We start from the raw sequence: 11,706 nt of genomic DNA, 5'->3' as shown, positions 1-11,706 counted from the left end.
GAGAACTTTCACCCGCATTTGCGGATTACATAATGGGAAATGTATGAAGAACTGGAGAACGCTTATTCTCGGATTGGTGGTTTGCGCCAATGCCGCGTTCGCAGCACCCCAAGAAGTGGATAAAGTCGCCGCCGTCGTGGATAACGGCGTGGTACTCGAAAGCGACGTCAACGGTCTGTTGCAGTCAGTGAAGCTCAACGCCCAGCAGGCCGGCCAGCAATTGCCGGACGACAAGACGCTGCGCCATCAGATCATCGAACGCCTGATCATGGATAACATCCAGCTGCAGATGGCCAAGAAAATGGGCATCACCGTGTCCGACGCCGATCTGGACAAGGCGATCGCCAACATCGCCGCGCAAAACAAGATGAGCGTCGATCAGCTGCGCAGCCGCCTGTCGTACGAAGGGTTGAACTACAACACCTACCGTTCGCAGATCCGCAAAGAGATGCTGATCTCCGAAGTGCGTAACAACGAAGTGCGCCGTCGCGTCACCATCCTGCCGCAGGAAGTGGACGCGCTGGCCAAGCAGGTGGGCGCGCAGAACGGCAGCGACACCGAAATGAACATCAGCCACATCCTGATCCCGCTGCCGGAGAATCCGTCGCAGCAGCAGGTCGACAAAGCCGAAGAGCTGGCCAAACGCCTGGTGGGTGAGATCAACAGCGGCGCCGACTTCGGCAAGCTGGCGATCACCTACTCCGCCGATTCTCAGGCGCTGAAAGGCGGCAACATGGGCTGGGGCAAGCTGCAAGAGATCCCGACCCTGTTCGCGGAACGTCTGGTGAGCGCCAAGAAAGGCGACGTCGTCGGCCCAATCCGTTCCGGCGTCGGCTTCCACATCCTGAAAGTGAACGACATCCGCGGCGCCAGCCAGTCGGTGTCGGTTACCGAAGTGCACGCCCGTCACATCCTGCTGAAACCTTCGGTGGTGCTGACCGACGATCAGGCGCGCGCCAAGCTGCAATCCGTGGCGGAAGCGATCAAGAGCGGCCGCGCCAAGTTTGCCGACGAAGCCAAACAGCTGTCGCAGGATCCGGGTTCTGCCATGCAGGGCGGCGATCTGGGCTGGGCTTCCCCGGACATCTACGATCCGGCCTTCCGCGATGCGTTGCTGAAGCTGAGCAAGGGTGAAATCAGCGCGCCGGTCCACTCTTCCTTCGGCTGGCACCTGATTCAGCTGCTGGACACTCGTCAGGTGGATAAGACCGACGCCGCGCAGAAAGATCGCGCTTACCGCATGCTGTTCAACCGTAAATTCGCCGAAGAAGCGCAGACCTGGATGCAGGAACAGCGCGCCCAGGCTTACGTGAAGATCCTCGATGGCAGCGATGCACAGCAATAAACGCGTCGTCATTACCCCCGGCGAACCCGCCGGGGTAGGGCCGGATTTGGTGGCAGCGCTGGCGCAACAGGATTGGCCTGTTGAGCTGGTGGTGTGCGCCGATCCGGCCCTGCTGCTTGAACGCGCCAAGCGTTTGGGCCTGCCGCTGACGCTGCGCGACTACCAGCCGCAGCAACCGGCCGAAGCGCAACGCGCCGGCACGCTGACCGTGCTGCCGGTGCCGCTCGCTCAGCCGGTCACCGCCGGGGAGCTGAACGTCGGCAACAGTGCCTACGTGGTGGAAACCCTGGCGCGCGCCTGCGACGGCTGCCTGAACGGCGAATTCGCCGCGCTGATCACTGGCCCGGTGAACAAGGGCGTGATCAACGACGCCGGCGTGCCGTTTATCGGCCATACCGAATTCTTTGCCGATCGCAGCCGCTGCGATCGCGTGGTGATGATGCTCGCGACCGAAGAGCTGCGCGTGGCGCTGGCGACCACCCACCTGCCGCTGCTGGCGGTGCCGGGCGCCATCACGCAACAGAGCCTGTTCGAAGTCATCCGCATCCTCGACCACGATCTGAAAACCAAATTTGGCATCGCCCGGCCGCACATTTACGTCTGCGGCCTGAACCCCCACGCCGGGGAAGGCGGCCATATGGGGCACGAAGAGATAGACACCATCATCCCGGCGCTCGACGCGCTGCGCGCTGAGGGCATCCATCTTGTCGGCCCGCTGCCGGCGGACACCCTGTTCCAGCCCAAATATCTGCAAGATGCCGATGCGGTGCTGGCGATGTATCACGATCAGGGGCTGCCGGTGCTAAAATACCAAGGGTTCGGCCGCGCGGTGAATATCACCCTCGGTTTGCCTTTCATACGCACCTCGGTCGACCACGGTACCGCTCTGGAACTGGCCGGCACCGGCACCGCCGATGTCGGCAGTTTCCAAACGGCCCTGAATCTCGCCATTAAAATGATAATTAATTGTAATGAATAACAGAGTCCACCAAGGGCACTTTGCCCGCAAACGCTTTGGACAAAACTTTTTAACCGATCAGTTTGTCATCGATAGCATTGTCTCCGCCATTCACCCGCAGCCGGGCGAAGCGGTGGTCGAGATCGGCCCCGGCCTCGGCGCCTTGACCGAGCCGGTCGGCGCGCGCATGGACCGCATGACGGTGATCGAACTGGACCGCGATCTGGCCACCCGGCTGGAAAACCACCCGCGGCTGAAAGACAAGCTGACCATCCACCAGCAGGACGCCATGACGGTGAATTTCGCCGAACTGGCCGAGGAAGCTGGCCAACCGCTGCGCGTATTTGGTAACCTGCCGTACAATATTTCGACGCCGCTGATGTTCCACCTTTTCAGCTATACTCAGGCAATCCGCGACATGCACTTTATGTTGCAAAAAGAGGTGGTCAACCGTCTGGTGGCCGGCCCGAACAGCAAGGCCTACGGGCGTTTGACCGTAATGGCGCAGTACTACTGCAACGTCATTCCGGTGCTGGAAGTGCCGCCGACCGCGTTCGCGCCGCCGCCGAAGGTCGATTCCGCCGTGGTGCGTCTGGTGCCGCACAGCGTGCTGCCGAATCCGGTGGGCGACGTGCGCATGCTGAGCCGCATCACCACGCAGGCGTTCAACCAGCGGCGGAAAACCATCCGCAACAGCCTGGGCGACCTGTTCACGCCGGAGCAGCTGACGGAGCTGGGCGTCGATCCTTCGCTCAGAGCAGAAAATATTTCTGTGGCGCAGTACTGCAAGCTGGCGAACTGGCTGTCAGCCAATCCGGCGCCGCAGCAATAAGGAGTTGTTGTCATGATTGATTCGCCCCGCGTGTGTATTCAGGTTCAGAGCATCTATGTGGAATCACAGTCGATCCCTGAAGAAGAGCGTTACGTCTTCGCCTATACCATCACCATCCGCAATCTGGGGCGGACCGACGTGCAACTGCTGGGCCGTTACTGGCTGATCACCAACAGCAACGGCCGCCAAACCGAAGTTCAGGGCGAAGGCGTGATCGGCGAACAGCCCGTCATTCCGCCCGGCGGAGAGTTTCAGTACACCAGCGGCGCCATTCTGGAAACGCCGCTGGGCACCATGGAAGGCCATTACGAAATGGTTGACCACCAGGGTCAGCCGTTCCGCACCGCTATTCCCGTGTTTCGCTTAGCCATTCCAACGCTGATCCATTAATTATGTCGACATACCTTATCGGCGACGTTCACGGCTGTTTCGATGAACTGAAGTCGCTGCTGGCTCAGGTTGCGTTCGATCCCGAGCGCGATCAACTGTGGCTGACCGGCGATCTGGTGGCGCGCGGCCCCGCCTCGCTGGACGTGCTGCGCTTCGTGCGCTCGCTCGGCCCGGCGGTGCGCATGGTGCTGGGCAACCACGATCTGCACCTGCTGGCGGTTTACGCCGGCATCAGCCGCAACAAACCCAAAGATCGCATCACCCCGCTGCTGGAGGCGCCGGACGCCGACGAGCTGATCAACTGGCTGCGCCGCCAACCGGTGCTGCAGGTGGACGATGAGCAAAAGCTGGTGATGGCGCACGCCGGCATCACCCCGCAGTGGGATATCGACACCGCGAAAATGTGCGCGCGCGAAGTGGAAGCGGTATTAAGCAGCGACAGCTACCCGCTGTTCCTCGACGCCATGTACGGCGATATGCCGAACAACTGGACGCCGGAGCTGAGCGGCCTGGCGCGTCTGCGTTTCAGCACCAATGCGCTGACGCGCATGCGTTATTGCTTCCCCAACGGCCAGCTCGACATGATCTGCAAAGATGCGCCGGGCACCGCACCCGCGCCGCTGAAACCGTGGTTCGAGCTGCCGCGCCTGGTGGATCCGGAATACACCATCGTCTTCGGCCACTGGGCCTCGCTGGAAGGCAAGGGCACGCCGGAAGGCGTGATCGGGCTGGACACAGGCTGCTGCTGGGGCGGCGATCTGACGATGCTACGCTGGGAAGACCGCCGTTACTTCACGCAGCCCGCTAATCGCGGCGAGGCGCCCGACCACGCCGGCAGGCTGGCCGCGTTCTGAAAACATCAAGGCGGCCCCAGGCCGCCTTTGCTCTCTTTAGCGCCTTACGCCCCAATCACCCCGCCATCTTCACGCGTGATCATCAACACCGATGAACGCGGGCGCGGGCTGTTGTTTGGGAAGTGCGAATCGCCCTCTTCTCCCGGATGCTGCACGTTGACGAACATCGTCTTGTAGTCCGGGGTGAAGGTGATGCCGGTCAGTTCGCAGGACTTCGGCCCCACCATGAAACGGCGAATTTCGCCGCTGATCGGATCGCCCACCAGCATCTGGTTGTTGCCCTGCCCGGCGTAATCGCCCTTGTTGCTGTACTTGCCGTCGGTGAGGATCCACAGGCGGCCGGCGCGATCGAAGCCCAGCCCATCCGGGCTGTTGAAGGTATTTTCCGCCGTGATGTTCGGCGTGCCACGGTTGACGCCTTCCGGGTGGGCGATCGGGTTGCCGCACAGCGCATAGATGTCCCAGGCGAAGGTGCCGGCGGTGGCGTCGCCGCCCTCGTCCCAGCGAATGATCTGGCCATAGATATTGTTCGGCCGCGGGTTGGCGGCGTTCAGCGGCATCCCTTCCTCGCCGCGCTTGCTGTTGTTGGTCAACGTGCAGTACGCACGGCCGTCATGCGGGTTCACCGCGATCCACTCCGGGCGATCCATTTTGGTGGCGCCGACCTGCTGCGCCGCCTTGCGGGCGAAGATCAGCACTTCGGCCTCGTCGCGGAAACCGTTCTCCGGCGTCAGGCCGTTCTTGCCGAACTCGAGCGCAATCCAGCGCCCTTTGCCCTTCAGCGGCGTGCCGGCCTCATCGCCGTCGAACTGCGCCACGTACAGCGTCCCTTCGTCCAGCAGCGTGCGATTGTTGGCCGGATTGGCGGCGTCGACCACGCCTTTGGAAACGTACTTATAGATATGTTCGCCGCGTTCGTCGTCACCCATGTACACCACCAAACGGCCATCTTTGGCCACGGTCACCGCCGCGTTCTCGTGCTTGAAGCGGCCCAGCGCGGTGTGCTTGATGGGCGTCGAGGTCGGATTCAGCGGATCGATCTCGACGATCCAGCCGTGGCGGTTGAATTCGTTGGGGTTCTTCGCCACGTCGAAGCGCTCGTCATAGTCCGGCCAGTTGCGCTCCGGTTCGCTGGCCTTCAGCGTGTAGCGCTTCTGTTCCGGCGTGGTTTTGTAATCAGCCTGATGAGTGCCGAAGTAGGTATCGAAGTTTTCTTCGCAGGTCAGGTAGGTGCCCCACGGCGTCTTGCCGTTGGCGCAGTTGCCGAAAGTGCCCAGCACCTTGCGCCCGCTCGGATCGGCGGCGGTCTGCAGCAACGGGTGCCCGGCGGCCGGGCCGCTGAACTGCATTTCGGTATTGGCGGTGATGCGGCGGTTATAGCGCGACGGGCGCTCCACCTCCCAGCGCTGGCCGTCGCCGACGCGCTTTACCGCCACGATGGAGACGCCGTGCGCCGCCTGCGATTTACGCACCTCTTCCAGGCTGGTAGCCTTGGCGCCGCCGTGAGCGAACAGGTACTGCTCGTTAACGTATTCGTTATTGATGGCCATCACGCCGTGATTGTCATCGATCGGGAAGAAGCTCATGCCGTCGTTATTGTCGCCGAACTGTTTTTCCTGATCGGCGGCGCTGTTGTTGCCCTGCGGATCGAAGGCCGGCGCGCCGTCCACCAGCGGCTCGCCCCAGGAGATCAGCACCTCGGCGCGGTAGCCCGGCGCGATGGTCACCTCATCGGCGGTAGACGCGGCGATACCCTGAAAGCCCAACAGCTTGTTCGGCGGCAGATCCTCGGCCAACGCCTCACTGGAGACCGACCAGATGCCGCCGCCGAGAAAACCGGCCAGGCCGACGGCGCCGGCGCTGCCGAGCAGCAGTTTGCGGCGAGTGGGATCGATCAGGCGGTCGGCGTCTAATTGCTCAATTTGCTTGGTCATAGCGTGGTTACCTTTTTAGTTATGGCGCCGCAGTCAAGATTCACCAGAGTTGCCGTGGCGCTCGGAGTTGGGCTTCATACTAATCAGGTAATGTGACGGAAAGGTTACAAACGACGGGCGCAAAAAGGCCGGGGGCGCAATTGCTTGCGCCCCCGGGGAGAGTTGGCTAACGCGCTTAAATCAGCGGCGCTGCAGGATTTCGAAGCAGTAGCTGTGCGAGTTCAGATCGTCGGCGTCGTGGAATTCGCTGAACGTGGTTTCCCACTCGTCCGGCTCGTAATCCGGGAAGTGGGTATCGCCACCGACTTCGGCGTCGATGTGCGTCAGGTACAGGCGATCGGCGCGCGGCAGCAGCTGGGTATAGATGCGCCCACCGCCGATCACCATCACTTCTTCCACCTCGCCCGCGGCGGCCAGCGCTTCATCCAGCGAGGTCACCCAGGTCACCCCGGCGGCATTGCCCGGGCGGCTGCTCAAAACGATATTGTGGCGGCCCGGCAGCGGGCGGCCGATGGACTCGAAGGTCTTGCGGCCCATAATAACCGGCTTATTCAACGTGTTGCGTTTAAACCACGCAAGGTCCGCCGGCAGGTGCCACGGCATGGCGTTTTCCATGCCAATAACGCGATCCGCCGCCAAGGCAGCGATCAGGCTGATAATCATTGTTTAACCCTGTGTAGGCAGCAAAATTGGTGACACTATACGTAAAGGCCTGAGTGCCGTCGATAGGCTAATCAAGCAAGATGAATATATAAGATAGCTCTTATCAGTATATCTAATAACCAACGATCTCCCGCCAGGTCATTTCACACGCTGGGGCGTTTGCGGTACAGCCACAGGCCCGGCAACGACAGGCCGATCGACAATGCGCCAACGATAAAACTGGCCTTGAGGAAGTTGGTGATCATGGTCTCCATCAGGGCTTCGCTGTAGCCCAGATGCGAGATCTCCACCACCGTTATCATCGCGGTATAGGCGGAAATGCCGGGGAACATCGGGATCACCGCCGCCACGGTGAACACCTTCGGGTGCGCCAGCAGCCAGCGCGACCAGTAGATGCCGATGATACCGATCAGGATCGCCGCCAGCAGCGAGGCCCACTCGATGTTCATGCCGCCATACATCATCAGCATGCGCGAGCCGCGCCCGATAGCCCCGAGCAACGCGCAATAGCGCAGCGCGCGCAGCGGCACGTTGAACACCATGGCGAAGCCCAGCGCCGGCACCGCCGCCAACAGCATCTCCTGCAACAAGGCCCACAGCAGACTCATGACCACCCCCGCAGATCCCACAGCGACATCGCCATCACTACCCCGATGCAGGTCGCCAGCGTCAGCAGGCTGGCCATCGCCCAACGCGCCAGCCCGGTATTGACGTGCCCCTTGAACATGTCTGCCACCGCGTTGATCAGCGGGAAGCCCGGCACCAGCAACAGCACGCTGGCGGCCATCGCCACGCTCGAGGTGTCTTTAAACGCCGGCAGGCGCAGCAGCAGTCCGGAGATCGACGTAGCGACAAACGCCGTCAGGCAAAAATTGATCAGCGGATTCATATGGCGGGCGGTGAGGATTTGACGCACCAGCATCGCCGCGCCGCTGGCGATAAAGGTCACCAGGAAAGCATCGCCGCCGCCGCCGTTGAGCATGCTGAAACACCCGCAGGACAACCCCACCATCAGCACCACCAGCCAGCGCGGGTAACGCAGCGGCCGGATCCTGTCAAAGCGGCGCGCCACGTCGTGCGCATCCGCCAGGCGATGCTCGGCGAGGATCACGATATGCTGCACTTCGGTCACCACCTGCATATTGATGCCGCGATCGACGTTCTTGCGGGTGGTGGTCAGACAGGCACCGTGGCTGAGAGTGGTCAACACCACCGCATTGGCGGAGATCGAGCTTTCCACGCTGTCCATCCCCAGCGCCAGCCCCAGGCGGGTCGACAGCTGTTCCACCACCGTGCTCTCGGCGCCGTGCTGCAACAGCAGCAGCGCGCATTGAATGCACAGGCGGGTAATTTCACGCTGTTGCCGGTGCGGCTCCGGCCGGTCTGTGGCGTTAGTCTGCTGCATGGTGCTCCGTTGCTGGCGGTAGATGAATTATTATCATAGAGCCTAACAATACCTCATTGGGTTGATGCGCATCAGAGGAAGCGGCGTTATTATCGCCAGAACTCTGTCTTTTGCGCGAGACGCTCCCATGCTTGAAACTTCGCTGTTCGTCGCCGGCATTGCCGCCCTCGGCATGCTCTCCCCCGGCCCGGATTTTTTCCTGGTGATCAAAAACGCCGCCCGCTATCCGCGGCTGGCCGCCATGATGACCGCCTTCGGTGTGATCTGCGGCGTCGCCACCCACATGTCCTACTGCGTCGCCGGGCTGGCGGTGGTGATCACCACCACGCCGTGGCTGTTTAACCTGCTGAAATACGCCGGGGCGGTCTATCTGGTGTGGATCGGCATCCAGGCGCTGCTGTCGCGCGGCGGCGGCAAGATGAACGTCAGCAATCTGCCGCAGCAGCAGGTCAGCCTGAAGAGCGCCTTTGCGCAAGGCTACCTGTGCAACCTGCTGAACCCGAAGGCCACCCTGTTCTTCCTGGCGGTGTTCACCCAGGTGCTGCAGATCGATTCCGGTCTGGGCGACAAGCTGTGGTACGCGGGGATTATTCTCGGCCTGTCGGTTATCTGGTGGCCGCTGCTGGTGTTCCTGATCCAGAGCGGGCCGGTGCGCCGCGGGTTGGAAAAGACCCAGAAGATCGTCGACAAGCTGCTGGGCGGCATGCTGATCGCCTTGGGCATCAAGGTCGCGCTGAGCTAAGCAAAAGAAGAGGCGCCGATCTGGCGCCCCTACTCTTATCCTTTGGCTTCCACCACCTCGTCCTCCGGCGCCTTGCCGTCGATACTGCCGCGCCAGCCGGTCTGCTGCACCCGCGCCAGCCGATTCTGATCCTGCTCGATGGCCGCGCTGAGCATCTCCTTGGCCCGCTGCAGGCTGGCGATGCGGAACTCGGTGTCCTGATAATTCTCCAGCGTGTCTTCCAGCATCTTCAGGTTATAGCGGCGGAACGTGTCCGCCTTCTCGCGCGCCTCATAGGCGTCCAGCCCCAGCAGCTCCAGCGTTTCACGGCCGACGCGCAGCGAGCTTTCGAAGGTTTCGCGCTCCGGTTTTTCCACCCCCAGCTGCCGCAGCTGATACCAGTGATCGACGTCGCGCGCCCGCGCCACCACCTTCAGATGCGGGAAGTGCTGCCTGGCCAGCTCGGTTAGCGCCAGGCTGTCTTCCACGTCATCGATGGCGTTGATCAGCACCTTGGCCTGGGCGGCGCCGGCGGCCTCCAGCAGATCGGCGCGCGTGGCGTCGCCGTAGAACACCTTGGTGTCGAATTTGCGCAGCGTTTCGATATGGTCCGGATCGTGATCCAGCACCACGGTGTGTACGCCGTTGGCCAGCAGCAAGCGGCCGGCGATCTGGCCGAAACGGCCGAAGCCGGCGATGATCACGCTGGCATTTTCGTCGTCGATGACGTCCGCCGGGCGCTCCTCTTTCGGCGCATTTTTCTCCAGCTGCGCGGCGATCACCAACAGCAGCGGCGTGGCCGCCATCGACAGCGCCACCGCCAGCGTCAGCGACTTGGCCCATTCGACCGGCAGTACGCCGGCCAGCTGCGCGGCGCTGAAGATCACGAAGGCGAATTCACTGCCCTGCCCCAGCAGAATGGCAAACAGGCCGCGCTGGCGCTTCGGCACGCCGAGCAGCGGCCCAATCAGCCACAGCAGCGCCGCCTTGATCAGCATAAAGCCCAGCAACAGCGAGGCGATCAGCAGCGGGTGATGGAACAGCGTGCCGAAGTCGATCGACATGCCGACGCCGATAAAGAACAGCCCCAGCAGCAGCCCTTTGAACGGCTGAATATCGCTCTCCAGCGCGTGGCGGTATTCCGAGCTCGCCAGCAGCACCCCGGCGAGGAACGCCCCCATCGCCATCGACAGCCCGGCCATCTCCAGCAGGATGCCGAAGCCGAACACCAGGAACAGCGCCACGGCGCTGAACACCTCGCGCATGCCCGAACGGGCGACGAAGTGCAGCAGCGGGCGGGTGACGTAGCGGCCGAGCAGCACCACCATCGTCAACGCGCCCACCACCTTGGCCGCCGACAGCACGAAAGCGCCCAGCGTGGTGGTGGCGCCGCTGCTGGCCAGCAGCGGGATCATCGCCACCAGCGGGATCGCCGCGATATCCTGGAACAGCAGCACCGCAAACGCGCTGCGGCCGATCGGCGACGGCGTCAAATTACGTTCGCTCATCGCCTGCATGGCGATGGCGGTGGATGAGAGCGCCAGCGTCAAACCTATCAGCAGCGCCACCTTCCAGTTGAGGCCGAGGAAGTAACAGAAGGCGCTCAGCGCCAGGCCGCAGCCCACCATCTGAATGCTGCCGCCGCCGAATACCGAGGCGCGCAGCGTCCACAGCCGCTTGGGATCCAGCTCCAGGCCGATGATAAACAGCATCAGCACCACGCCGATCTCGGCGAAGGTCAGGATCGATTCGGCGTCCGACACCAGCTTCAGTCCCCAGGGGCCAATGATGCAGCCGGCGATCAGGTAGCCGAGCACCGAGCCCAGCCCCAGACGCACCGCGATCGGCACGAACAGCGCGGCGGAGCCGAGGTAGATCAGCCCCTCGATCATCATGTGGTGATTATCCATGGCTGGCCTCCCGAGTTTCCGCTTCGGCATGTTCCATCAGATAGTCGACCAACCGCTGCCGGTAGGCTTCGCCGGCGGCGAGCAGCGCCGGTTCGTTGCAGGTAAAAGTATTATGTACGGCAAAATAGGGTTGCCAGTTCATGCCGCAGTAGATCGCCGTGGCCTGCAGCGGCTGCGCCAGCGCAGCGAAGTTGGGAAAGTCGCCCAGCTCGAAGTGGTGCTCGTCGCCGCCGCTGGTCACCGCCCACAGGCAGTCTTTACCCACCAGCGCGTTGCCGTCGTGGCCGTAGGCCCAGCCGTGCTCCAGCACTTTGTCGATCCACAGCTTCAACAGCGGCGGGAAGCTGTACCACTGCATCGGATGCTGCAGCACCACCAGGTCGGCGCGCTCCAGCGCCCGCTGCTCGGCGTTGATATCGATATTGAAATCGGGGTACAGCTCATACAGTGAGCGCACCTCTACCTCGGGGAGATCCCTCACCGCCTGCAGCAGGCGCTGATTGGCATGCGAATGCCGGGGATACGGGTGAGCGTAAATTATCAGAATCATTGTTATCGTCGTTCCTTCGTTCCTTGCCAATACACCAAGCATATACCAATCACACAGGGTGACAGTTTGGCCACTGATTGATAGCGGAAATTTTTAACGCCTGCCGACAAATTCGCTGAATAAAAAAAGGGCGCTGCATTGAAC

The 11,706-nt window shown here is 62.2% G+C and carries 12 protein-coding genes; 6 read left to right on the top strand and 6 right to left on the bottom strand.

Annotated elements, in window-relative coordinates:
* Nucleotides 1–43 precede the first annotated feature (43 nt).
* From surA to apaH, 5 genes are read left to right on the top strand one after another with little or no spacing between them, the layout of a single operon-like run.
* Nucleotides 44–1,345, top strand: a complete 1,302-nt coding sequence (gene surA, locus ABTW55_RS08395; RefSeq protein ID WP_033637077.1) for a peptidylprolyl isomerase SurA — start codon at nucleotides 44–46, stop codon at nucleotides 1,343–1,345.
* Nucleotides 1,332–2,324 (top strand): 4-hydroxythreonine-4-phosphate dehydrogenase PdxA, encoded by a 993-nt coding sequence (gene pdxA, locus ABTW55_RS08390; protein WP_033638664.1) that lies wholly within the window; start codon nucleotides 1,332–1,334, stop codon nucleotides 2,322–2,324. Before surA ends, pdxA begins: the two co-directional genes overlap by 14 nt.
* Entirely contained in the window at nucleotides 2,317–3,135 is an 819-nt protein-coding gene (gene rsmA, locus ABTW55_RS08385; RefSeq protein ID WP_033637076.1) for a 16S rRNA (adenine(1518)-N(6)/adenine(1519)-N(6))-dimethyltransferase RsmA, read from the top strand. Before pdxA ends, rsmA begins: the two co-directional genes overlap by 8 nt.
* 12 nt (nucleotides 3,136–3,147) lie before the next feature.
* Nucleotides 3,148–3,525: a Co2+/Mg2+ efflux protein ApaG gene (gene apaG, locus ABTW55_RS08380; RefSeq protein ID WP_016929119.1), complete on the top strand. Its 378-nt coding sequence runs from the start codon at nucleotides 3,148–3,150 to the stop codon at nucleotides 3,523–3,525.
* 2 nt (nucleotides 3,526–3,527) lie between these two features.
* Nucleotides 3,528–4,379 (top strand): bis(5'-nucleosyl)-tetraphosphatase (symmetrical) ApaH, encoded by an 852-nt coding sequence (gene apaH, locus ABTW55_RS08375; RefSeq protein ID WP_033637075.1) that lies wholly within the window; start codon nucleotides 3,528–3,530, stop codon nucleotides 4,377–4,379.
* 44 nt (nucleotides 4,380–4,423) lie between these two features.
* Here the strand turns inward: apaH and ABTW55_RS08370 are convergent, their stop codons facing one another.
* From ABTW55_RS08370 to ABTW55_RS08355, 4 genes are all read right to left on the bottom strand, one after another.
* On the bottom strand, nucleotides 4,424–6,313 hold the full coding sequence (locus ABTW55_RS08370; RefSeq protein WP_041033219.1) for a PhoX family phosphatase: 1,890 nt from the start codon (nucleotides 6,311–6,313) through the stop codon (nucleotides 4,424–4,426).
* Between the two features lie 180 nt (nucleotides 6,314–6,493).
* Entirely contained in the window at nucleotides 6,494–6,976 is a 483-nt protein-coding gene (folA, locus tag ABTW55_RS08365; RefSeq protein ID WP_033637073.1) for a type 3 dihydrofolate reductase, read from the bottom strand.
* 143 nt (nucleotides 6,977–7,119) lie between these two features.
* Nucleotides 7,120–7,584, bottom strand: a complete 465-nt coding sequence (locus ABTW55_RS08360; RefSeq protein ID WP_033652897.1) for a threonine/serine exporter — start codon at nucleotides 7,582–7,584, stop codon at nucleotides 7,120–7,122.
* Nucleotides 7,581–8,381, bottom strand: coding sequence for a threonine/serine exporter ThrE family protein (locus ABTW55_RS08355; protein ID WP_033637071.1), 801 nt, complete (start codon nucleotides 8,379–8,381; stop codon nucleotides 7,581–7,583). Before ABTW55_RS08355 ends, ABTW55_RS08360 begins: the two co-directional genes overlap by 4 nt.
* A gap of 127 nt (nucleotides 8,382–8,508) precedes the next feature.
* On the opposite strand from ABTW55_RS08355, the gene ABTW55_RS08350 reads away from it, so the two are divergent.
* Nucleotides 8,509–9,123: a LysE family translocator gene (locus tag ABTW55_RS08350; RefSeq protein ID WP_015376619.1), complete on the top strand. Its 615-nt coding sequence runs from the start codon at nucleotides 8,509–8,511 to the stop codon at nucleotides 9,121–9,123.
* Nucleotides 9,124–9,158: 35 nt separating this feature from the next.
* Here the strand turns inward: ABTW55_RS08350 and kefC are convergent, their stop codons facing one another.
* Nucleotides 9,159–11,012, bottom strand: coding sequence for a glutathione-regulated potassium-efflux system protein KefC (gene kefC, locus ABTW55_RS08345; protein ID WP_060422488.1), 1,854 nt, complete (start codon nucleotides 11,010–11,012; stop codon nucleotides 9,159–9,161).
* Entirely contained in the window at nucleotides 11,005–11,562 is a 558-nt protein-coding gene (gene kefF / locus ABTW55_RS08340) for a glutathione-regulated potassium-efflux system oxidoreductase KefF (RefSeq protein WP_033637069.1), read from the bottom strand. The genes kefC and kefF overlap by 8 nt, the downstream gene beginning before the upstream one ends.
* Nucleotides 11,563–11,706 lie beyond the last annotated feature (144 nt).

This window comes from Serratia sp. SM04, from assembly GCF_040280225.1.
GTDB classification, from domain to species: domain Bacteria; phylum Pseudomonadota; class Gammaproteobacteria; order Enterobacterales; family Enterobacteriaceae; genus Serratia; species Serratia sarumanii.
The sequence above is the reverse complement of the archived record's forward strand: the minus strand, read 5'-3'. Positions and strand labels throughout refer to the sequence as shown.